The sequence below is a fragment of the Pontibacter deserti genome (assembly GCF_023630255.1).
GTDB classification, from domain to species: Bacteria; Bacteroidota; Bacteroidia; order Cytophagales; family Hymenobacteraceae; genus Pontibacter; species Pontibacter deserti.
Genome location: NZ_JALPRS010000001.1, coordinates 83,177 through 106,665, shown reverse-complemented (window position 1 = coordinate 106,665; position 23,489 = coordinate 83,177). Strand labels below are relative to the sequence as shown.

Below are 23,489 nucleotides of genomic sequence, written 5' to 3'. Positions count from 1 at the left end.
ACTATAATTCTCCTGTGCGGAAGAAAATGGTAAACGTCGTACCTTTTCCTTCTTCGCTCTGCACTTCAATGCTGTCGCCCTGATTTTCCAGTATCCTTTTAACAATGTATAGCCCAAGTCCGGAGCCTTCTACATGGGTATGCATGCGCCGGTACATCTGGAAGATTTTCTGCAGCTGTACTTCATTCATGCCTAAACCATTATCAGCAACACGAAGCACTAAAAGGTTCGGAGATGGCTGCTCTATACTTATATGTACTTCCGGGGTACGCTCCGGAGAAGCGTATTTAATGGCATTGGACAACAGGTTATATAACACACTGCGCAGGTTCTTGCGCGGGTAGCGCAACAATGTATAATCACCAAGATCAGAAGTTATTTTTGCTCCGGTTCTTCCTATACTTATATCAAGGTCTTCCTTTACTTCATCAAAAAGCTCCTGCAAAGGAACAGGTTCTTTAGTCGTACCTGATTCCTGCAATCTGGCTATATCTGAAAGGTCCGTTATTACGTTCTTTAGCCTGTTTATGGAATGGGTTATTCTGGAGAGTACTGCTTCATGTTTGTTATCTCCTATCTCTTCTTTCAGCACCTCTACCAACCCTTCCAGGTTTATAACAGGGGCTTTCAGATCATGCGAAGCAGTGTATATAAAGTTATCCAGATCTTTGTTAATACGTAACAGTTCCTGGTTTTTAAACATCAGATCTTCATTCTTCTTCCGCTCCGATAGGTCTCTGGTAACTTTCGAGAAGCCAATATGCTTGCCTTGCTTATTGTATAGAGCAGTTATAACCACGTTGGCCCATATCAGGCTGCCATCTTTTCGCACACGCCAGCCTTCATCTTCAAATTTACCATCAGCTTTCGCTTTGGTTAACTCAAACTGTGGAAAATTTCGCTCAAGTGCTTCGCGCGGATAGAAGATGGAGAAGTGTTTGCCGATTATTTCGTCAGCTTTATACCCTTTTATATGCTCTGCTCCGGCATTCCAGGTAACTATTTTACCGGTAGTGTCGAGCATGAAAATAGCGTAATCCTTTACACCTTCAATTATGAGCCGATATATCTCTTCATTGTTAAAGTCACGCTTCTCCTTTCTGCTTACTGCCCTGTTCGCATCAGGCACTGGATCTTTAATATTACTCATTATGTGCGGCGTTTCCTCCAGATAACTGAAGGGTAAAATTTAAATAAACTCTAATCTACGTATATCTATGCTTCTAAACCAATTAACTACTCTCCTATTCTCAGTTGGGTTTCGAAGAATACAAATATAACGGGCTATACTTACCCGTTACTTATTAAACCAGCCAAACAAAAAAGCCCGGTGCAATGCCCGGGCTTTTTTGTCTTACTCTATTTCTATGGTGGAGAGAAGTTGATTATACCCGGCAAAAACGCCAATACCTCCTTCCATGTTGGTATACATCAGGGTAGGTTCAGCAAAAGGGTTTCCGTTCGATTCTTCCTGTTCGTCTAGTGAACGATGGTATAAATAGTAGTTTTGGTCTGATACCACGAGTACACAATGTATATAATACGGTTTGTCTATATTTTCATAGTTGTAATCATGGAAAACCAAAGGTTCTGATGTCATTATTCCATTGTCAGTTTCCTCATCATCCTGGATCTCCTTATCATCCTCGTAGCTGGCATAAAGGCCTTCTTTGTAAACGCGCTTACCATAAAAGTCTGTAATTGAGTATTCTTTGAAAGCCAGGGTGCGGTAGAAATTTTTGACATTGGGTGCATCCCGCCATTTAAAAGTTATAGTATACCTGCGCACGCTCTGCCCATAATAATCCTCAATAATACTATATGGGGCTGTTGCTTCTGTTATCTCTATACCATCAGTAAAAGGAACGGTGCAGGATGCTTCAGCAGTGGCGCCCGGAGCAACCACTTTTAACTTATATGTTTTTCCGGCTTCTATAGGCCATGCGCGTGCATCGGCTTCGTACTGGTTTGTTTCAGCATTGTAGGCCAGGCTTACAACGGAAGTACCATTTGAAATAGTAACAGTTGCATCCTTAACCTTCCGTTGTTCATCGGTTAGTTGCTTGCCTATAGCAGGCTGGGTTTTCTGCACCCTTACCTCCAGCATTGTATCCTGCGGCGATATATAGGAGAGCACAACCAGTTTCGACTTACTTTCGAAGGAATCTATATTATCCACATCGCTTTCGCAGCCTGTAAAGGTTACAGCTATACTTACCAACAGCAGGGTTATTAATCGTAAAGTTTTCATATCAATGCTACTCAGAAAGATCAGAATTTGAAACCATAACTAAATGAAGGAACGATTGGGAAGAGCGTAATCTGCTTCAGTTTTGCTTCCGTTCGTTCGCCATCTTTATACTCTTCGGAGATATAATAAAAGAATGGATTTTTGCGGTTATAGGCATTATAAAAACTTATCTCCCAGGTTCGTTCGCCCCACTTCTTCTTTTTATGGAACTGTATACCCACATCCATGCGGTGGTAAGCAGCCATCCGCGAACTGTTGCGCTCGCCATAATCTACTGCTTTGTTATAATAATATGAGTACCACTCTATCTCATACTTAGATGGCTTGTGAGAGTTATCGCTGTAACTGCCTATTGGCATTGTAACCGCATTGCCTGTACCATACACCCACGTTCCAGATAACGTAATATTCTCGCGCAGCTCGTAAATACCAACCAGCGATATATCATGGCGGCGGTCGTAACGGGCGTAGAACTTTTTACCATAGTTAACAGAATCGAACTGATGCTGTGTCCAGGACAATGTATAGCCAGCCCAACCCGAGAAGCGGCCAACCTTTTTCTGTAACAGGAACTCCAGACCATAGGACCAGGCCTGGCCGGCAGTAATGTTATCTTCCCAACTCACTTCATCAGCAGTCTCCGGGTCATCTATCATTAGGAAGCTGGCTCCTTCTTTATAACCAATAATATTGTCTGATTTTTTGTAATACCCCTCTACCGTAAGGGCAAGGTCTTTCTCTATAAAATCTTTGGCAATACCTACTGCCACCTGCTGCGACCGTTGTGGTGCTACCCGGTCTGTAGTTGGTACCCAAAGGTCTGTAGGTAAGCCTATACCTGTGTTGCTAATCAGGTGCACATACTGGTTCATGCGGGCATAAGAAGCTTTCACAGCCAGATCATCAAAGATGTTGTAAGCTGCTGATAAACGTGGCTCCGGCATAATATAATTCTTATTCTCGGAGGCGAAGTGACTTAAACGGAAACCGGCATTTACCCTGAATTTAGGCGATGGCTTATAAGTATCTTCCACATACACCGAAGACTCCACACTGTTTATACTTTCCTTATGATCCTTCGATTCTTTTATTTCTGAATCTTTAAGAACCAGTGCGCTTGGCGTAAACATATGGAACGTTGACTGCACACCTACTTTAATGGAATGCTGCGGATTTGGAAGGAAATCAAAATCAGACTTTAAAGCAACATCCTGTATGCCCGAGAAGTAGTTCAGGTCGAAGTTGCCATTCTCTTCATCACTTTCTTCTGCTGTAATGTTGAAACGGTAACGGCTAAAGATTAACGACGTGTTAGAGAACAGGCGCTCGTTAAACAGGTGGTTCCAGCGAAGCGTACCGGTGGCATTTCCCCAGTTCACACCTCCATCTGTTTCACTGTCATCTTCTTTGTTGCGATAATAGAAACGGTCCTGCCCAAAGTAGCCGCTCAGGTATAGTTTGTTTTTGCGGCCAAAATCATAGTTAACCTTGGTGTTCAGGTCATAGAAATAATAACCAGCTTTGCCATCAACAGGCATAAACGGTCGGGCAAGTATATCAGCGTACGTTCTGCGGCCAGAGATCAAAAAGGAAGATTTACCCTTCTTCAGGGGGCCTTCCAGCATCAACCTGGATGAAATGAGCCCGATACCGCCTTCCCCGTGCAGTTCTTCTTTGTTCCCGTCCTTCATGTTCAGCTCTATAACGGAAGATAACCTGCCACCATAGCGTGCCGGGAAACCACCTTTGGTCAGCTCTACACTTTTGAGGGCATCGCCGTTAAACAGCGAGAAAAACCCAAACAGGTGCGAGGCATTGTAAACGGTAGCATCATCCAGTATGATCAGGTTCTGGTCCGGGCCACCACCACGCACATAAATACCGCTGTTTCCTTCGCTACCTTTCTGCACCCCCGGCATCAACTGCAGCACCTTCATCACATCCTTTTCACCCAGCAGCATAGGTATATTTTTAATTTGGGAAACAGGCACCTCAATCTTACTCATCTCCACGGTCTGGCTTACTTTTTCTACACGCTCCGCCACAACTTCCACTTCTTTAAGTGAGGTCTCCAGTTGCTGCAGGTCAATGTTCAGTTCCACATGTTTGTTTAAAGCTATAGTTCTTATTTCCTGCTTGTAGCCCAGGTAGCCAAAAGCTAGTTTAACAGAATCGGTGGCAGGCAAGGTTATGGAGTAAAAGCCGTAGGTATTGGTGCTTGTACTTATGGTAGTGCCGGGCTGGTAAATACTTACCCCAATGAGTTGTTCCCTGCTACCTTTCTCCCGCACATAACCACTTATGGTATAGCGGGTTTGGGCAACAGACATGCTAACACAGCAGGCCAGCAAAAGAAGTGTAAACAGGTGTTTCATAGCTCAGAAAACTTAAATAATCTGACAAAATTATGTAATCTTCCAGTAGCTATAATTATGCCAAGTATTAATTTTTCATAATATAGTATTAATAGTATACTAACCCATGAAAATTAACTATGGAGCTCAGCTTTTCATCTACAAATTATCAATCATCCGAAGCTTATACTTGTAGATATAGTTTAACCTGACTTACCATAACATTTAGGGAGAGGATGTTACAAGACTTACAGCATTACACCGTTCAGCTATAATTGCCTACCTTTGCACCATGATTTCAATGAGGCAGTTATTTTTGAAGCACCAGGCCCAGACATCAGATTTCCCGCTGATGATTGAAGTGGAGAAAGCCGAAGGTGTGTATATGTATGGAGCAAACGGCGACCGTTACCTGGACCTGATCTCGGGTATTGGAGTAAGCAATGTAGGCCACCGCCACCCGCGCGTAGTTAAAGCCATACACGAGCAATTAGATAAGTATATGCACCTGATGGTGTATGGCGAATTTGTGCAAGCACCGCAGGCAAAACTGGCCGAAGCTATCTGTAATACCCTGCCCTCCCACCTGAACAACGTGTACCTGCTTAACTCCGGAACTGAAGCCGTAGAAGGAGCATTGAAACTTGCAAAGCGCTACACAGGCCGTACTGAACTTATCTCCTGCCGCAATGCCTACCACGGCTCTACCCAGGGAGCTCTGTCTGTAAACGGCAGCGAGAACTTCAAAAATGCATTCCGGCCTTTGTTGCCCGATGTACGCCACATTAGGTACAATAACGTGCCCGACCTGCAGGACATCACCACCCGAACAGCAGCCGTTATAGTTGAGACCATACAAGGCGAAGCCGGCCTGCGTGTGCCTGAAGACAATTATCTGCAACACCTGCGTGCCCGCTGCACTGAGGTAGGTGCACTGCTTATACTTGATGAGATACAATGCGGCTTTGGCCGTACCGGCACATTCTGGGCTTTTGAGCAATTTGGTATAGAGCCGGATATTTTACTTTGTGCCAAAGGAATGGGCGGAGGCATGCCAATAGGTGCCTTTATTGCACCTCAGGAAATCATGTCTGTCTTTAAAGAGAACCCAATACTTGGGCACCTCACTACTTTCGGCGGGCACCCGGTTTCGTGTGTGGCCTCGCTGGCTACCTTGCAAACTATACTTCAGGATGACCTACTAAGCGGTGTTACTGCCAAAGCCGGGTTGTTTAAAAAACTGCTGGTGCACCCGCGCATTAAAGAGATCCGGAATTGTGGGCTGATGATGGCTGCCGAGTTTGAGTCGTTTGAAGTTTTGAAGACTGTGATCGACAAAGCTATACTTAATGGCGTTCTTACAGACTGGTTTTTGTTCTGCGACAACTCCATGCGTATTGCTCCTCCCCTAACTATAACCGAGGCCCAAATACATGAAGCCTGTGAGATTATACTTCAGTCTATTGATGAGACGGTGGGAAGGTAAATTTGTAATATTATAGTTGCTGTGTTCCAACCACCCCTACCCCTCCTTGTCTAAGGAGGGGAGTTGTTTCTACCACTGCTATAGCTCTATAGATACAGCCCACGAGCGGAAAGATCGTGAACTGTTCCTACAAATTATCACAGACCTCGTAGCGTGCGCAGCTCCTACAAGCGTCTTGCTACGAAGCAAAGGCATAGCATAGACGCTCCGAGGTCCTGGAACTATAACCGTTACGTATAATCTAAAGCAAAAGCGATATACAAAAAAGAGCCGGCAGAAGACTGCCAGCTCTTTTTTGTTATTAGCTAAAGTATAAATTACTTACCTGCAGAGGTTGTAGCACCAGCTGGTGCCTGCTTCTTCTGTGCTTTATACTTATCATCAAACTTCTTATAGAGATACTTTTGCTTGTCGTTCAGATCCAGTTTACGGCCTTGGATGAAAGCATGTGTAACATTGTTGGTACGCATATCCAGCAGGTCGCCAGATGATACCACGATGGTAGCATCTTTGCCCACTTCTACAGAACCTACTTGTTTATCTACACCTAAAATCTTAGCTGCATTTAATGAAACAGATGCCAGTGCCTGCTCCTTATCTAAGCCAAAGGCAGCAGCTGTACCGGCAATAAACGGCAGGTTACGGATACCATGGATGCTCAGGTCATAGTCCAGAGCAAACTGTATACCCGCTTTGTGCAGCAGGTAAGGCATTTTGTATGGATGGTATACATCTTCTTCAGCACGGGAAGGCAGGGCATGCACACCAGAGTAGATAACCGGAATGTTATTGGCTTTCAGGAAATCAGCTACAGCCAACGCATCGCCTGCGCCAACTATAACTATATTCTTCACGCCATGCTGCTTCACAAAATTTACCGATTCGATGATCTCCTTGCCATAGTTGGTGTGGATGTATAGCTTTTTAGAACCATCAAACAAACCAGCCATAGCACTCAGCTTCAGGTTCTCGTTGTCGTTTTTACCGGCTTTGAACACAGCGGCATCGCTCAGTAACTGGCCAAGCTCACGCAACGTAACTTCACGGCCATCTTTCATGCGGTTCAGGCGGTCGTCCTGCTCTTTGTTACCGGTTGGTATCAGCATGGCTGGCCAGTTCAGGTGTATCCCTTCATCCGCTTTAACCACGGCATCTTCCCAGTTCCATGCATCCAGTTGCATCACCGACGACGAACCGGCAATTGTTCCGCCGATCGGGGCAAGCTGCGTCATCAGTACACCGTTGGCACGCACTGTAGGTATAATGTCTGAATCGGTGTTATAGGCAACTACTGAGCGCACGTTCGGGTTAAAATCGCCTACTTCACGCCAGTCTATAGTTGCCCGCACGCTCTCTATCTCGTTCAGGCCAAGACTGGAATTTGTATGGATTAAGCCCGGATAAATGTGCTGTCCCGTTACGTCCACCACCTCGTAGCCACTCAGGTTTGCACCGCTCTGCGGACCAGCGTAAATTATTTTGCCATTATCAAAACCTACAGCAGCATTCTCTACTACCGTACCGTTACCTACGTGCAGTGTAGCACCTTTCAGCAGGATTGGTTTGCTTTGCTTGGCAGCCGGAGCAGGCACCTGCGCAAACGCAGCAGTGCTCAGCATTAAAGCTGCAAAAGCGGATATATATCTTTTATTGATCTTCATGATTTTAATTGTTGCATTGCTGCATTGTTAAATTGTTGATCTATAACTATAAACTCAACTTTTTAACCTTCAGCAATTAGCCATTAAACAATTTAACACTTAGTAAGCTATGTAGCTTTCCTCTTCGCTGTGCTCCACGTCTTCGCAGTGCATTACGCTCGCCTTCTTTATAGTTGGAGCTTGTGTTTTAGCACCACCGGCTTTGGCTGTCAGCATTTTCTGGATCAGGCGCATGCGCTCTTTCTCAATATCCTGCTGTAACTGTGCATCACGCTCGGCATCAAAGTAAGCTACACCATCAACAAAGGTTTTTTCAGGTCTTGCATAAATAGAAAGCGGGTGGTTGTTCCAAAGTACCACGTCGGCATCTTTACCAGATTTCAGGCTACCCATTCTGTTATCAAGGTGCAGCAGTTTAGCAGGGTTCAGGGTTACCATTTTCAGGGCTTCCTCTTCGCTCATGCCGGTATACTTCACGCTTTTGGCAGCTTCCTGGTTCAGGCGACGAGCCATTTCAGCGTCATCGGAGTTGATAGCTGTAACCACACCCAGTTGGTTCATGATACCGGCGTTCTGCGGAATAGCATCTTTCACTTCCATTTTATAAGCCCACCAGTCAGAGAATGTTGAGCCACCGGCGCCGTGTTGCTGCATTTTGTCAGCTACTTTATAACCTTCCAGGATGTGTGTGAATGTGTTGATCTTGAAGCCCATCTGGTCAGCCACTTTCAACATCATGTTGATCTCAGACTGCACATAAGAATGGCAGGTGATAAAGCGTTTGCCGTTCAGGATCTCTACCAGTGCATCAAGCTCCAGGTCGCGACGTGGTGCTGCTGTTTTAGACTGTTGTCTTTTAGAAAGCTTGTTATAGTTTTTCCAGGCCTGTTCGTATTCTTTGGCACGTGTAAAGGCATCTACATAAACCTGCTCCACACCCATTCTGGATTGCGGGAAGCGCTCGCTGGCATTGTTACGATTAGACTGTTTCACGTTCTCGCCAAGTGCAAATTTGATAAAGCCATCTGCGTTTTCAACCAACAGATCCTGCGGGCTTTTACCCCAACGCAGCTTAATAATGGCCGACTGGCCACCAACCGGGTTAGCAGAACCGTGCAGCAACTGAGAGGTAGTAACACCACCTGCTAACTGGCGGTAAATATTGATATCGTCAGAGTTTACTACATCCTGCATGCGTACTTCCGAAGTTACAGCCTGGGTACCTTCGTTCACACCATTTAGCGCAATATGCGAGTGTTCATCAATGATACCTGGGGTTACGTGCTTGCCTGTTCCGTCTATTACTTTGGCTCCAGATTCGCTCAGGTTTTTACCTACTTTAGCGATCTTACCATTCTTAATCAGCACATCTGCATTTTCCAGCTTACCTTCTTTCTCGTTTGTCCAGACGGTGGCATTTTTAATAAGTATAGTTTCCTGCTTTGGCAATTCTGCTTGGCCGTAAGCACGGAACGGGTAGATCATCTGACCTACTTCTACTTTCTCAGCTTTCCTGGCAGTTTCTTTTTTATCCTGCTGCGTCATAGCTTCAGAGAACGTAGCCGACCATTTTACGGTGCTGGCATCCGGTAACTGGCCTTCGCCCTGCAGGTTTTTATCAGATAACCAGCCGCTCAAACGTATCGTTTCGTTGCTCTTTTTGCTATCAGTAAATGATAAGGTTACCAGGTTACCACTGAAAGATATCTTACCTTTAACAGTATCCTGGCCAATTACAGAAAGCTCCGGTTTATCAGGTGTACCAGCAATTTTCAGTTTCTTGGTAGTGTTGTCACCAATCTTTAAGGTATAAACGCCTCTGTAGTCAGAAGGCACTTCGGTAATTTTGTAACGATCGCCCTGCACCCAGTTCTCCAGGATGATGTTGTCGTTGGCAAACAAATTATCGGAGGTGATAATAAAGTTGGCTAACTTACCTTTATCCAAGCTACCTACCAGGTTTTCTGCTTTAAGAAGTTTTGCTGGTGTAGCAGTCAGCGCTTTTAAGGCCTCTTCTTCCGACAGGCCATACTTTACGGCTTTGCGCACGTTTGGTAAAAAGTCTTTTTTATCTCTCAGGTCAGATGCAGTAAAGGCAAACGTTATACCTGCTTTCTCTAAGATACCGGCATTAGCTGGTGCCATTTCCCAATGCTTCATGGCCTCCAATGGTACACGGCGTGCATCATATGGGTCTTCCACGTTATAGGCATCCGGGTAATTCACAGAAACGATAAGTGGTGCATTGGTCGCCTTCACTTCCTTCAGCATCTGGTACTCATCGCCGTTTGTTTTAATGATATACTGCGTTTTAAACTCATCACCTACTTTATCAGCACGAAGTATACTTAGCTTATCCTCAACTTCAAAGATCTGCGGGAATCTGTTGGCATCGGTAAAGGCTTTAAGCGAGATATTCTGCTCACGGCCCGGGTTCTGGGCATTCCACTGAGCATCCAGGTAAGTCTGGCGCAGCAATGCCACCGAACCCATCAATGAACTTGGATAATCTTGTGGAGAAGAGCCTTTATCAAAAGACAAGGAACCGGCAGCTTTATCGAGCACAATCACTTCATTTTCGCGCTTGTCAGCCAGTGTTACGAGTGAGGCTGTTCCACGGGCAATGCCATCGCGGTGTACGGCCAGCACAGTTCCGAAGCCCTGCTTACGTAGCTCTTCTGCCTGCTTTCTGTCAGCTTTAAAAAGCTCAACGGCATTGGTTTCCGGCCTGATAGCTTGGTTCCAGTTGTAGGCGCCCAGCTTGGTAGACTCCATTTGCGGTGCAGAACCCCAGTTGCGTTGGGCACGCTTTACTTCGGGCAAGCCATAGCTCGTGAACATATCCACGAAGCCAGGATAGATATGCTTGCCTTTGGCATCAACTACCACAGCACCGGCAGGTACTTTTACATTGGTGCCCACAGCTTCTACTTTCCCGTTCCGGATAATGAGGGTGGCATTGTTAAGTGTGGTTTTATAGTCGGTGTGAATTGTAGCGTTTGTTAGGGCTACCAGGCCCGGACGCTCGTCGTACACCCCGTTGCGCGGAAAGGTCTCCTGCGCCATCGCACTACCAGCTCCTAAAGCCAGGCAGGCTGCAATGGTTAAGATTTTCTTCATTGATCAGCGTAAAAGTGAGAGTATAATTTTTTCAGTTAGTTTAGGTTAACCAAATATAACGATACTGTTGTTAAAACTTTGAACTGTTCTGAAAAAGTTTCTGCTTTTTGCGGATTCTGTATTTTATCAAAAATAGATTGTATCTTATTGTGTCTTAAGTTGTTTTAAAGTATTGCAATTTCTTAATTAGCAGTTTCAACCTTAAGCTTCATTTTATGCGCTGTCACACTCTTCTGCTGCTAATATTTCTGCTATTTGCAGCATCTGTACATGCTGTAGCTCAGTCGCCTGACACAACAGTCGTATCCACAGAAAAATCCAAAGGCATTATACCTATTCCGGTACTCTACTATACTCCCGATACCAAGCTGGGCTTCGGGGCTGCACTGATTGGATTCTTTAAGTTACAAAGCAAAACGGACAGCACTTATACCCGCCTCTCTACTGTTAAATTGATAGCAGATTATACTTTAAATAAACAGACGGACCAATGGCTGGAGTGGAACATCTTCACCCGCAACGAAAAGTACCTGTTGCGTGGCGAACTAAGGCACCGCATCTACACCGATCGCTTTTATGGCACCAGCAACAACAGCTCAGTAGATAATGAGGAGAAGTATGAATATGACTTAATAGGAACGAAGCTCGCAGGTATAAAACGTATCGGAAACAAGACCTTTTTTGGCCCTGACCTGCAGCTTACCAAATACTATAACCTTAAAACCAACCCTATTGCAGAAGACAGACCCAGCCAACTGGAAGAACAGCAGGTTAGTGGGTACCAAGGCGGCATCAACAACGGACTAGGTCTGATATTTATGATCGATAGTCGGGATAATGTTTCCTATGCCAGCCGTGGTGTATTTCTGGAAGCCTCGGGGTACGGTTTTGGAAGTTACTTAGGTGGCGATTTTAGTTACAGCAACTATAACCTGAACTTCAGCAAGTACTTTCAACTAAAAGGAAATCATATCCTGGCAAGTAATACAGTTCTGAATATAAATACCAACGAAGTACCTTTTATGCGGATGGCTACGTTAGGCGGAGATCGCTTGCTGCGGGGCTATGCCCGCAGCCGCTACATGGCCAGAAATGTGGCAGCCACACAAGTAGAATATCGTTTTCCGGTTTGGCGCAGGTTTGGGATGGCAGCCTTTACAGGTATCGGCGATGTGTTTGATAGTACCTCTGACCTGAAACTGAAAGAACTGAAGTATACTATTGGTACCGGTCTGCGTTTTGCCTTAAATCCGAAAGAAAAAATAAATGTGCGTGTAGATGCTGGTTATGGCAAAGAAGGAGCCAACTTCTTTGTTGTATTAGGCGAAGCATTTTAGGTTTACCCCGGAAAGTATAACTTTGCTGCTTAGCCACACCAACCAGCATGCCTCTACCCCTGCTCAACAAGTTTCCGTTACTGCAAAAACTGATCATTGCAGGGCTGATACTGGCTATACTTTTTACGCAGGCTTTTTCTGCACCCGTGGCTTTATTTGCTGGTCTGGTGGTAGGCCTAGTATTGGGTAATCCCTGGCAAAAATATACTTCTCTTTCCTCTAAATATGCTTTACAGATAGCTGTAGTCGGCCTCGGATTTAGTATTGATCTGCATCAGGTTAGCGCTACCGGGCTTTCTGGTATACTTTACACCGCTATCTCTTTAAGTGTAACGCTAGGCCTAGGGTTTATACTTGGTAAAGCGTTGGGCATACAGGCAAAACTTTCGCATTTGATAGGTGTGGGCACTGCTATTTGTGGCGGTAGCGCGATTGCAGCCGTTGCCCCAACTATAAAAGCAGACGCAACTGAAATTTCTGTATCGCTGGCTATTGTGTTTATACTTAATGCACTGGCTCTGTTTACATTTCCGGTGGTAGGGCATTGGTTTGAGCTCACGCAAAGTCAGTTTGGTGTGTGGGCAGCTATAGCCATTCACGATACCAGCTCGGTAGTTGGTGCGGCCAGCAGGTATGGTTTGGATGCACTACAGATTGCTACCACCTTAAAGTTAACCCGGGCTCTCTGGATCATCCCGATGGTGCTGTTGTCTGCCTTCCTGTTCAAAAGCAAAGAAACAAAGCTTAGTCTGCCGCTTTTTATTCCGCTGTTCCTGGTAGCTTCGGTACTTTATACATTTGTACCTGTTGTTTCCGTAGCTGCCCTAACTATAGTTTTAGTAGCTAAAAAGCTTCTCGTGCTTAGCTTGTTCTTCATCGGCATTAACCTTAACCCTGCTACCTTAAAAAAGATAAGCGCAAGGCCTTTTTTACAAGGCTTTATACTTTGGGTCCTGGTAACCTTAGGCACCTTACTGGCAGTTATATTTCTTTAATTACACTCGGCTACAGAAACTGTGAGCTATACTCTAAGTACCTGAAATCTTACAGCTTAAATGGCACCTCAAGCCGGCAGGTAACGCCCTGCCTGTATCTACCTCCCTTAACATTTATACCTTAAATGGGAACTTCGTGAGCGGGCAAATTGTACTATAATTCATTACATGAAGATATGTTCATGTATAGGAAAAATAAATATTGGTACAAGCATGGCTGACATACAGGTAAGGATAGATAAGAAGAAGTTAGAACGGGCTGCTTATGTGCTGAAATGTGTAGCGCACCCGATTCGCATCAGCATCATAGACCTGCTGGAGCAAAAAGAGCGACTGACGGTGAGTGAATTACAGGAAGTACTTAAGATAGAGCAATCGCTTCTTTCGCATCACCTCACTAACATGCGCGACAAAGGCGTGGTTGATACCAAGCGGGAAGGCAAAAATGTTTATTACTTCCTTACCGATAAAAATATTACCCACATCATCGAAAGTATAAACAGCTGCAGCATCTTCTGATAATCAGAACCAAAGGCCAGCATTCTCTTAGATCGTTACCTGTTATTTCTCAGGATTTGCGGGTAACGATTTATTGTTTTTACTTAACTACGTAAAACTGAATAAAGTATAGAATAGCTGTACAGTAAAGCGAAGAGATAAACTTTAGGTGTAGGAGGCTTTTTTGTTCTTATATTGGTATCTTTCGTGTTTTAAACCTGATCCTGATTTTTAGCATATGAAACTGATCCTGGTGACCCTAGTAGCGGCATTTTTTAGTTGTGCGGAGCCACAGCAAGAGGGCACAGCCGTTAAAACCCTCACCCCTACAGAATATAAAGAAAAAGCCTCAAAAGAAGGTGTTTTGGTAGACGTGCGTACACCGGAAGAGTATGCTGCCGGCCACCTGACTGAAGCCACAAACTCTAATTTCCTGGATGGCACTTTTGCGGAAAGTATAAAAGGCTGGGATCAAGAAAAGACCTATTATCTTTACTGCGCCAGCGGCAACCGCAGCGGAAAAGCAGCAAAACTGATGCAGGAAGCCGGTTTTAAAAATGTGTACAACATTGGCGGGTACCAGAGTCTGAAATCAGCCGGGTTACCAACCAAAGAATAACACAGCAAAGCCGCTGTTTAACTAACTTACCAACCACATCACCTATACCTCTATGAAGATTGAGCAATTCTACGATAAAGGATTGGCCCATGCCAGCTATGCAATTATAAGCGAAGGCCAGATGGCGCTTGTAGACCCGGCCCGCGACCCGCAGCCTTATTACGATTTCGCAAAGGACCATAACGCTGGGATTGTAGCTGTTTTTGAAACACACCCGCACGCCGATTTTGTAAGCTCGCACCTGGAGATAGCTAAAAACACAGGCGCTACCATTTATGTAAGTAAACTACTGGGTGCAGACTACGAGCACAAAAGCTTTGATAACGGCGATGAAATTAAGCTTGGTGCTGTTACCTTGCGTGCCCTGAACACGCCTGGCCATTCTCCTGACAGCGTAACCATACTTCTGCTGGATGAGAACGGCAAACAACACGCAGCCTTTACCGGCGACGCCCTGTTTGTAGGTGATGTTGGCCGCCCGGACCTGCGCGAAAATGTAGGTAACATGACCGCCAAGCGCGAAGAGCTTGCCCGCCAGATGTACCAGACCACGAACAACGTATTTAAGAAGCTGGATGAGGAAGTTTTAGTTTATCCTGCACACGGCGCTGGTTCGCTTTGTGGTAAAAATTTAAGTTCAGACACTTACTCCACTATAGGCCGCGAAAAAAGCACCAATTATGCCTTGCAGGATAGGAGCGAAGACGACTTTGTAAAAACCCTGCTCGAAGATCAGCCATTTATACCGAAGTATTTTGGGCACGATGTTACGATGAACAAAGCCGGTGCAGTAGGTTTTGAAGAAAGTATAAAAGCAGTACCACGCCTGGCAAATGATGCTACCCTGGAAGAGGGAGTGCTGGTTGTTGATACACGCCCGCAGGCACAGTTCAAGAAGGGTCACCTGCCCAACAGCATTAACATTCAGGAAGGAGGCAAATTTGAGACGTGGCTGGGTTCTATAGTTGGCCCTACCGAAAAGTTTTATCTGATTGCTGAAAACGAAACTGTTCTTGATTCTGTGATCCGCAAATCTGCGAAGATCGGATACGAAGGCAACATAAAAGGTGCACTGCTTACGCCAGCTATACTTCCTGAAACCAGCGCAGAAACTGATCTGGAAGATTTCAGAACGAACCCCGATAACTATACTATTGTAGATATCCGGAACACGGGCGAAGTAAAAGCCGGAAAGATATTTGAGAACGCTATCACTATTCCACTACCGGAGCTGCGCGAGCGCAAAAACGAGATTCCGCAGGACAAACCATTGATGATACATTGTGCTGCAGGGTACCGTTCTGCAGCCGGGCAAAGTATACTGGAGCAAGAGTTCAGTGTGCCGGTTTACGACCTGAGCGATGCGATCACTAGCTTTAGCGTGGTAGCTCGCTAAAACAGACTATAAATAAAAAAGCCTGTCTACCCGACAGGCTTTTTTATTACCCAGGTATAAACCTGAGCTTTTTGTATTACTGACCAAAGCTGGTAGCATTAAAATAACTTCTATAACAAGCGGGTTAGCAACCTATTTTCTGTAGTTTTGTTATTATATTACAACACCCAGCAGTGGTTGTTTGCTAAATCTTTTAAATAAAAGAACAATGCCTTTCAAAACAGTTTACTCCTCTGACTTTTACAAAATAGAAGTCGACCTGGAAGGCAACTTGTTGCTGTCTGAATGGTTACGCCATGTAACTGAAGACGAATTGATTACCGGCGGCACCAAACTTTACGAAACACTTCGGGACACACAGGTTGAGCGAGCCATTGCAAACGGGCAAATTCTGGAGACGCTGACCCAAAAGGCTAAAGATTGGATGTCGTATGAGTTTTACGAACTTCTCTCACAAACTAATCTTAAAAAACTGGCCAGGGTGTTACCTAAAAGCGTGTTTCATCAGCTGGCATTAGAATCTGTTATTACACGGGCAGAGGCTCTGGGTAAAACCCGCTTTGAGGTTAAAAGCTTTTCAGACCCCGATCAGGCACTGGCTTGGATTATAGAATAGTATACATTTTCTTACCGCTTTTCTTTCCAGAACTTTACACCCTGAAGGCAGCAGCTTTCAAATTTCTCCACTTATTATACTTGCAATATTTATATATTCTGATGTATCTTGAGTTCGGATTTGGAGAAGAAGAATTATGCGCGTACTACACACCTCAGACTGGCATTTAGGCCAGCGCCTTGTTACCCTCGAACGTACCGAAGAACACCAGCACTTCCTGGACTGGTTGCTGCAAACCATTGAACGTGAGCAGGTAGATACGCTGCTGATGGCCGGCGATGTGTTTGATACAGGCGCTCCCTCCAATACAGCCCTCAAATTATACTATGATTTCCTGCGGAAAGTGTGCGACACCTGCTGCCGCCATATTGTGTTTATAGGAGGTAACCACGATTCTGTTTCTACGCTAAACGCGCCCAAAGACCTGTTGGCTTGCATGAACATCCGGGTAGTTGGTGGCGCTACTCCAGATCCGCTCGACGAGCTTATAGTTCTGAATGATGCTGCCGGCAAACCTGAGCTTGTAGTTTGCGCCGTTCCTTTTCTACGCGACCGCGACATCCGTTTATCTGTACCTGGCGAGAGTTACGAAGAACGTGAAATCCGCATAAAACAAGGTATAGCCGACCATTACGCTCAGTTTGTGCCGCATGTGCAGCCGTATAAAAATCAAAATATACCTGTGGTAGCTATGGGCCATTTGTTTGCAGCCGGCGGCACCGCTTCCGAAAGCGAAAAAGAAATACATGTTGGCAATTTAGGGCAGATCGGCGCAGCCCAATTCCCGGCTGAGTTTGGCTACGTGGCACTTGGGCACTTGCATCGTCCGCAGAAAGTAAACAACACCAACCATATCCGTTATTCCGGCTCACCTATTCCGCTTAGCTTTAGCGAAGTAACCGATAATAAGGTAGTTTTTATACTTGATTTTGAAGCCGGGAAGCTGGCTGAACTGCGCGAATTGGACATACCGGTTTGCCGCAAACTGGTTCGCTTTAAAGGCGACCTGGAGAAGGTAAAACAACAGATTGCCGTTTACGATAACAGCAGCTATACTTTGCCAGCCTGGGCTGAGATACAACTGGAATTAGACACTCCCTTACCCGACCTGAACCAGCAACTCGACGAAGTACTGCAGCTTAAAAAAGACGAACTGCACCTGCTCATCAACCGTCCACCAATCATCAGTAAAGAACGCCAGACACTGGAGCAACAGATTCAGGAAGAAGCCGATCTGCATACTTTAAAAGAGAGCGACGTTTTCCTGAAACGCTGCGAAAGTGCCTTCCCTGAAACTGACCCTACTGAACTTGTAGCCAGCTTTAGTGAGCTACTGGAACTGATGAGGCAGGAAGTGGAAAGCTAAGTATAGGCTTTAAATTACTATCTAAAATTCCTTTAAAATTCTTTCCAAAAAGTAAATCTTTCTTCCCTTACTGCTGTTTATCTTCTAACTCAGGGACATAGCCTTACCGCGGCAGCAAGCTCCCTGTTTTTCGGCTCTAAGTTCAGAGCACAGCACCCCTATTTATTAAACTTAATTTAAAAAGTAAACCATGAAGAAGGTACACTTACTGTGGCTTTCTCTGGCGCTGCTGTTTTCGTCGTGCTCAGCAACAGATGAAGTAAACAGCCTGGAAGAAAGCAACACAACTACTATAATTGCATCTAACAGCAGTAAACTCGAAACTGCTCAGGACTTAGATGTTTTACTTAACCAGATCGGAGACTCCCGTTTTGTGCTGTTAGGCGAAGCATCGCATGGCACAAAAGAATATTATACCTGGCGGGCCGAACTTACCAAGCGCCTGATCAAGGAAAAAGGCTTCTCATTTGTAGCCGTAGAAGGCGACTGGCCGGAACTATACCGCCTGAACCAGTACATTAAAGGCTCGAACCAGCATGGCGGCAGCGGACAAGCTGTGTTAGAAGACCTGAATAGATGGCCGACCTGGATGTGGGCAAACAATGAAGTAGTCGAACTGGCAGACTGGATGCGCCAGCACAACAGCAGCTTACCCGATAAAGACAAAGCTGGCTTTTATGGTATGGATGTCTATAGTTTGTGGGAATCGCTTGACGTGGTGGAAGCATACCTGCAGCAGAACAATCCTGCGCTGGTAGCACAGGTACGTGATGTAAAAGCATGCCTGGCGCCTTATAACCAGGACGAGCAGGCCTATGGGTATGCTGTCAACTATAAAGGTGCTGGATGTGCCGATAAACTTGCTTCGTTGCTAAAAGCAGTGCAAACACATGTGGCTCAGCAAGGCACCCCTACCGAAGCTGACTTTGCAGCTGAGCAAAGTGCGCTTACAGCCGTTAATGCCGAAAAGTATTACCGCGAAATGTATGCAAGCGATGTTAGCTCCTGGAACCTGCGCGACCGCCACATGATGGAAACTGTTAATCGATTAATGAATTTCTACGGCCCATCTTCAAAGGTCATTGTCTGGGCTCATAACACACACGTGGGCGATGCACGTGCAACCAATATGCGACAGTATGGAATGCTTAATATTGGTCAGCTGGTACGTGAGCAGCACAGCGAAAAAGGTGTTTATAGTATAGGTTTCGGTTCTTACACGGGTACGGTTACAGCTGCTACTAAATGGGGATCGCCGGCTCAGGTAATGGGCGTACCAAATGCACAAGGCAATAGCTGGGAGGCGCTGCTTCATAAAGTGCAGCCAATAGATAAAGTAGTGCTTTTAGATAATCTGAAAGAAGAAAAAGCATTTAAGAAAATGATCGGACATAGGGCAATTGGCGTGGTTTACCAGCCAGGTTCCGAAAGCGGCAACTATGTTCCGTCCAGAATGCCGGAGCGCTATAATGCCTTTATCTTTATTGACGAAACAGAGGCGCTTGCTCCTATTGCTACCCAAACAGCAATGGAAATTGCCAGATAACATATCCTGAATTACTTTAAGCAAGCGGCTACCTGAGCACAGGTAGCCGTTTCTTTTTATACTTACCTGCAGCAGTAACCGCTTGATCATAACACAGGAAAGACTTCTGTTAAAGACAGGTAAAACATGTTAAGCTCTTGCTATACTATAGCTCAAAGTTTTATCTTTACTGTTCTTTAAAGTACAACTCCCGTGAAGATCCTGTCTGTCCGTTTCCAGAACCTGAACTCGCTGAAAGGTGAGCACGAAATCCGTTTTGACCAAAGCCCTTTGGCCGATGCTGGTTTATTTGCTATAACCGGTCCCACAGGAGCCGGCAAAACCACCATTCTGGATGCGATAACAGTTGGCCTTTACGGCATGGTGCACCGCCACAACAACGACAAACCACTCGACCTGATGACTCGCCATACTTCGGAAAGCACATCGGAAGTAGAGTTTGAAGCCAACGGCAGGCACTACCGCAGCAAATGGCAGATACGTCGCAGCCGGGGCAAACTGGATGGCAAGATTCAGGCTGTGCACATGGAACTCTGCGACCTGGAAGATGACAAGCCTTTCGACCTGAAACCAAGCCAGGTACCGGATAAAGTGGCTGAGATTTCGGGGCTGGACTACAGCCAGTTTTTGCGTTCTGTGATGCTGTCGCAGGGAGATTTCGCCCGTTTCCTGAAAGCTAACCCGAATGAGCGCAGCAGCCTGTTAGAGAAAATTACGGATACCGGTATTTATTCAGACATCTCGAAATTTGCTTATGAGAAAGCGAAGACCGAACGCCTGAAAAAAGAAGAACTGGAGCGGAAACTACAGGATAGCAAACTGCTGCCTGAAGAGCAGCGCCAGGGCTACGAAGCAAGTATAAAAGAGCTCACCGAATCAGAAACTATACTTACACAGGCTACCAGCGAACTACAGGAAAAACGCCAGTGGTTGCAGCAATTGCAGCAACTACGCGAGCGAGCCTCAGAATATAAAATTGTATTGCAGGCACAGGAAGAGAAGCTGGCAACGCTTCAGCCTGATTTTGTAAAACTGCAGAAACACGAGCAAGCCAATCAGTTTGTAAGCGAACTTACTCAGATAAAGCTTGCCAATGGCCACCTTTCGGAAGTACAGCAGCAACTGGTAACGTTGGAAAAACACATTCCTGTACTGGAAACTGAACTGGAACAGGCTGGCATCATCGCCCTGGAATCCGGCAAAGCACATCAGCAGCAGGAAGAAGCGCTTCAGAACCTGGAGCCGCTACTGCTGCAAGTTCAGCAACTTGACCACCAATTACATACCATCCGCGACCGCTTTAAAGCTGACAAGGAAGACTACAACCTTTTTGCTGCAGGCCTGCAACAGGAGAAAACTATACTTGTGCAACAAGAGAGTGATCTGGCTACGCTTACCCAAAAAGCTACTTCACTAAAGAAATGGCTACAAGAGAAAATCAAACTTAAAGACCTTCGCGAGAACTTGCATGAATTCCGCCAGACAGTTAAAGATCTGACCGATACCGAACGAAGTATAGCCAGCCTGCAAAAAGAGCAGCAAAGTATAAACCAGCAACTGCAAACCGAAGCAGCACAACTGGCAAGTATAAACCTGGCCGGTAAAGAGTATCAGCAAAAGCAGCAAGTACTGGATGAGCAAAAGCAGGAAAAACTAACACAACTGCAAACTAAACTTGCTACTAAAAGTATGGATGAGCTTGAGAAACTGGCCCAGGAACAACCATTCTTGCTGGCTCGTTACGAGCGACTGTTACAGCTATCCCAAGGCTATACTTTGCAACTGCAAAAGGCTACCCAACTGAGCACGCAGCTCGCTGAACTGGAGCAAACTATAGTTACTAAAAAAACTGAGCTTACAACTACGCAGAGCAACTATACTTTGGCCTCAGAACGCCTGGATGACCTGCAGAAACTGGTAACCTTGCAGCAGCGCATACAGGAGTTGGAGCAGCACCGCCACATGTTGCAGCCTGAACAACCTTGCCCGTTATGCGGCTCAGCGCAGCATCCGTTTGTGGAAGGCAACTATACTAACTCGTTATCTGAAGAAGAGCAGCGCCGCGATACACAACTGGCATTGGTAAAGGAACTGGAGACAAGTATAAACCAGCTTCAGCTGCAACTAAACACCTTGCAAAACCAGCAGGAAAGCGCTGCAAAAGCCAAAGCTGAGACTGACGCCGAATTAGCACAAACCTTACAAACTTACCAGCAGCAAAGCGAAGGTATAACTATAGCTATTACACAAACGGAGCACCTGCAGCAGCAACTACAAGCCCAGCGCGAAGCACTAGGTAACTTAAACCTAACTCTAACACAAGCCCGCAGCATCAGCCGTGAAATAGAAAGTATAAACTTAACCCTGCAGCAGCTTCGGGAGCAGCAGTTACAGGCAAAAGCCGAGATCGGCAAACTTCAGCGATCAGAAGAAATGCTGAAAGCCCAATTGCAGCGCTATACTTCTCAGCTACACGATCTGCAGGAGCAGCAACAGGTTTTCACGGAAACGGCACAATCGTTTGCCGCAAGCTATAGTTTGGAATATACTTCTGAAAAGCGTCAGGACTTGCTGCAACACCTGGAAAAACAGACTGCATCTTACCAGCAACAACATGAAGCCTACGAAGCGCTACGCGACCCATACCTGCAGTTACAGGGACAGGTAAAGAGCTTAAAAGAAAAGGCAACAGAAAAAGAGCAAAAGCTTCAGGATAAAAAAGCTGCACTGGAGCAGGTACATATTCAACTGACTGAACTTAAGGAAAAACGCACCCAACTTTTCGGGGAGAAAGATCCGCTGCACGAGCGCAAAGCTGCACAGCAGGAACTAACCTTACGCACAAAACAAGCTGAAGAAGCACGTGCTGCCCAACAGAAAAAACAGCAGGAACTACAGGAGCAACGCCTGCGCCAGCAGGAGTATACCAACACGCACTCCAACAAAAAATCTGAACTGGATGCACTCCGTGATGGATTGCTACTAGTGTTGCAACAGAAAGGTATTGAAACTATAGAAGCGCTCAGCCAGATGCTGCTGGACCGCGATGAAGCCGACCGCCTGGCAAACCTGAAAGCCCAGACCGAAAAGCAGCTGACTGAAACCCGAAAATCGCTAAGCGATGTGCAGCGCGATTTAGCCCAAGCCGAAGCCAAAAAACTGACCACTGAAAGTATAGATCTACTGCAGCAGCAACTTGCCTCTAAAACTGAAGAACTAAGAGAGCTGATAGCCAAACGCGCCCGCTTAGAACAACTTTTAGAGCAGGATAAACAGCAACGCGAGAAGAACCAGGAGCTTGCCACCCAGCTGCATGTGCAGCAGCAGGAATGTAACCGCTGGGCACAGCTTTCAGACCTGATCGGCTCTGCTGACGGCAACAAGTTCAGCAGGTTTGCGCAGGGCTTAACCTTGGCAAGACTGGTAGAACTGGCAAACCGCCACCTGCAAAAACTAAACGACCGTTACCGAATCCAGAAATCTGCAACTGAAGACCTGGAGTTATTGATTGTAGACACGTACCAGGCCGAAGCCGTACGCCCGATGAACACGCTCTCGGGTGGCGAAAGCTTTTTGGTAAGCTTGGCACTAGCATTAGGTTTATCAGACCTGGCCGGCCGCCGCACTCAGATTAATTCCCTGTTCATCGACGAAGGTTTCGGTACGCTGGATGCTGATACGCTTGATTCCGCAATAACAACTTTAGAAAACCTGCAGGCAAGCGGCAAAATGATCGGCATCATCTCACACGTAGAAGCCCTGAAAGAACGCATCAGCACACAAATTAAAGTACAGAAATTAGCAGGTGGGGTTAGTAAGGTTGAGGTTGTGGGTTGGTAAGAAGTAAATGTCATTTCGAGCCCAAGCGAGAAATATATTGCAATTTATATTTATAGTTACCAGACCTAGCAATGTGCGCAGCTCCTGCTAATGTCTGGTTTATACCCTTTCCCAACCTTCCCCTAAAAACAGGAGAAGGAGTTTTGTTATAATTCTATAGTTAACTATAGTTGCAACTTGAACCAACCTATACTTTCAATTTAGCTTCAATCCTGGGAGCTCTAGTAGCCTACAGTTTTAATTTATACTTTGGTGCGCTCACGGCGGGGGTAGGGGCCCTCTTTAAGCGGGGCCCCGTCTTCGGGCATCGCGCTGCTGATTTGAAGCTGCCTTCGCTAAAGCTCCGGCTGCCTGGCGGCACCGCAACAAATCAAAGGCGCTCAACCCAAAGACTGATATCTTTC

The 23,489-nt window shown here is 45.8% G+C and carries 15 protein-coding genes; 10 read left to right on the top strand and 5 right to left on the bottom strand.

Going from position 1 to position 23,489, the window contains the following annotated elements; genetic code table 11:
- Position 1: 1 nt before the first annotated feature.
- From MJ612_RS00425 to MJ612_RS00415, 3 genes are all read right to left on the bottom strand, one after another.
- A complete protein-coding gene (locus tag MJ612_RS00425) occupies positions 2-1,150 on the bottom strand; it encodes a sensor histidine kinase (RefSeq protein ID WP_187028409.1) in 1,149 nt (382 codons plus the stop codon).
- A 204-nt stretch (positions 1,151-1,354) separates the two neighbouring features.
- Complete coding sequence (locus tag MJ612_RS00420; RefSeq protein ID WP_187028407.1) at positions 1,355-2,251, bottom strand: DUF4249 domain-containing protein; 897 nt, start codon at positions 2,249-2,251, stop codon at positions 1,355-1,357.
- A gap of 20 nt (positions 2,252-2,271) precedes the next feature.
- Entirely contained in the window at positions 2,272-4,626 is a 2,355-nt protein-coding gene (locus MJ612_RS00415) for a TonB-dependent receptor (protein WP_187028405.1), read from the bottom strand.
- Between the two features lie 274 nt (positions 4,627-4,900).
- Here MJ612_RS00415 and MJ612_RS00410 point away from each other — a divergent pair, with 274 nt between their 5' ends.
- Positions 4,901-6,091 (top strand): aspartate aminotransferase family protein, encoded by a 1,191-nt coding sequence (locus MJ612_RS00410; protein WP_250419140.1) that lies wholly within the window; start codon positions 4,901-4,903, stop codon positions 6,089-6,091.
- Positions 6,092-6,408: 317 nt separating this feature from the next.
- On the opposite strand, the gene MJ612_RS00405 is transcribed toward MJ612_RS00410, so the two are convergent.
- Positions 6,409-7,752 (bottom strand): amidohydrolase family protein, encoded by a 1,344-nt coding sequence (locus tag MJ612_RS00405; protein ID WP_187028402.1) that lies wholly within the window; start codon positions 7,750-7,752, stop codon positions 6,409-6,411.
- A gap of 99 nt (positions 7,753-7,851) precedes the next feature.
- Positions 7,852-10,872 (bottom strand): amidohydrolase family protein, encoded by a 3,021-nt coding sequence (locus MJ612_RS00400; protein WP_187028400.1) that lies wholly within the window; start codon positions 10,870-10,872, stop codon positions 7,852-7,854.
- A 215-nt stretch (positions 10,873-11,087) separates the two neighbouring features.
- On the opposite strand from MJ612_RS00400, the gene MJ612_RS00395 reads away from it, so the two are divergent.
- The 9 genes from MJ612_RS00395 to MJ612_RS00355 all read left to right on the top strand — a co-directional run bounded on the left by MJ612_RS00395 (position 11,088) and on the right by MJ612_RS00355 (position 23,085).
- Complete coding sequence (locus MJ612_RS00395) at positions 11,088-12,209, top strand: BamA/TamA family outer membrane protein (RefSeq protein ID WP_187028398.1); 1,122 nt, start codon at positions 11,088-11,090, stop codon at positions 12,207-12,209.
- Positions 12,210-12,256: 47 nt separating this feature from the next.
- Positions 12,257-13,204 carry a YeiH family protein gene (locus MJ612_RS00390; RefSeq protein WP_187028396.1) on the top strand — a complete coding sequence of 316 codons (948 nt, stop codon included), beginning with the start codon at positions 12,257-12,259 and terminating at the stop codon, positions 13,202-13,204.
- Positions 13,205-13,417: 213 nt separating this feature from the next.
- Entirely contained in the window at positions 13,418-13,723 is a 306-nt protein-coding gene (locus MJ612_RS00385; RefSeq protein ID WP_187028394.1) for an ArsR/SmtB family transcription factor, read from the top strand.
- A gap of 217 nt (positions 13,724-13,940) precedes the next feature.
- Positions 13,941-14,321 carry a rhodanese-like domain-containing protein gene (locus tag MJ612_RS00380; protein WP_187028392.1) on the top strand — a complete coding sequence of 127 codons (381 nt, stop codon included), beginning with the start codon at positions 13,941-13,943 and terminating at the stop codon, positions 14,319-14,321.
- A gap of 52 nt (positions 14,322-14,373) precedes the next feature.
- Positions 14,374-15,717 carry a rhodanese-like domain-containing protein gene (locus MJ612_RS00375; protein WP_187028390.1) on the top strand — a complete coding sequence of 448 codons (1,344 nt, stop codon included), beginning with the start codon at positions 14,374-14,376 and terminating at the stop codon, positions 15,715-15,717.
- A 208-nt stretch (positions 15,718-15,925) separates the two neighbouring features.
- Positions 15,926-16,333, top strand: a complete 408-nt coding sequence (locus tag MJ612_RS00370; RefSeq protein WP_187028388.1) for a hypothetical protein — start codon at positions 15,926-15,928, stop codon at positions 16,331-16,333.
- Positions 16,334-16,469: 136 nt separating this feature from the next.
- A complete protein-coding gene (locus MJ612_RS00365; protein ID WP_187028386.1) occupies positions 16,470-17,699 on the top strand; it encodes an exonuclease SbcCD subunit D C-terminal domain-containing protein in 1,230 nt (409 codons plus the stop codon).
- A gap of 190 nt (positions 17,700-17,889) precedes the next feature.
- On the top strand, positions 17,890-19,245 hold the full coding sequence (locus MJ612_RS00360; RefSeq protein ID WP_187028385.1) for an erythromycin esterase family protein: 1,356 nt from the start codon (positions 17,890-17,892) through the stop codon (positions 19,243-19,245).
- A gap of 192 nt (positions 19,246-19,437) precedes the next feature.
- Positions 19,438-23,085, top strand: coding sequence for an AAA family ATPase (locus MJ612_RS00355; RefSeq protein WP_187028384.1), 3,648 nt, complete (start codon positions 19,438-19,440; stop codon positions 23,083-23,085).
- The last annotated feature ends 404 nt before the right edge of the window (positions 23,086-23,489 follow it).

Excerpts from the sequence above, each read along its gene's own strand:
- MJ612_RS00415 (WP_187028405.1), bottom strand. The coding sequence starts at position 4,626 with ATGAAACACCTGTTTACACTTCTTTTGCTGGCCTGCTGTGTTAGCATG.
- MJ612_RS00400 (WP_187028400.1), bottom strand. The coding sequence starts at position 10,872 with ATGAAGAAAATCTTAACCATTGCAGCCTGCCTGGCTTTAGGAGCTGGT.
- MJ612_RS00380 (WP_187028392.1), top strand. The coding sequence starts at position 13,941 with ATGAAACTGATCCTGGTGACCCTAGTAGCGGCATTTTTTAGTTGTGCG.
- MJ612_RS00375 (WP_187028390.1), top strand. The coding sequence starts at position 14,374 with ATGAAGATTGAGCAATTCTACGATAAAGGATTGGCCCATGCCAGCTAT.
- MJ612_RS00395 (WP_187028398.1), top strand. The coding sequence starts at position 11,088 with ATGCGCTGTCACACTCTTCTGCTGCTAATATTTCTGCTATTTGCAGCA.
- MJ612_RS00405 (WP_187028402.1), bottom strand. The coding sequence starts at position 7,752 with ATGAAGATCAATAAAAGATATATATCCGCTTTTGCAGCTTTAATGCTG.
- MJ612_RS00420 (WP_187028407.1), bottom strand. The coding sequence starts at position 2,251 with ATGAAAACTTTACGATTAATAACCCTGCTGTTGGTAAGTATAGCTGTA.
- MJ612_RS00360 (WP_187028385.1), top strand. The coding sequence starts at position 17,890 with ATGAAGAAGGTACACTTACTGTGGCTTTCTCTGGCGCTGCTGTTTTCG.
- MJ612_RS00385 (WP_187028394.1), top strand. The coding sequence starts at position 13,418 with ATGGCTGACATACAGGTAAGGATAGATAAGAAGAAGTTAGAACGGGCT.
- MJ612_RS00390 (WP_187028396.1), top strand. The coding sequence starts at position 12,257 with ATGCCTCTACCCCTGCTCAACAAGTTTCCGTTACTGCAAAAACTGATC.
- MJ612_RS00370 (WP_187028388.1), top strand. The coding sequence starts at position 15,926 with ATGCCTTTCAAAACAGTTTACTCCTCTGACTTTTACAAAATAGAAGTC.
- MJ612_RS00365 (WP_187028386.1), top strand. The coding sequence starts at position 16,470 with ATGCGCGTACTACACACCTCAGACTGGCATTTAGGCCAGCGCCTTGTT.
- MJ612_RS00425 (WP_187028409.1), bottom strand. The coding sequence starts at position 1,150 with ATGAGTAATATTAAAGATCCAGTGCCTGATGCGAACAGGGCAGTAAGC.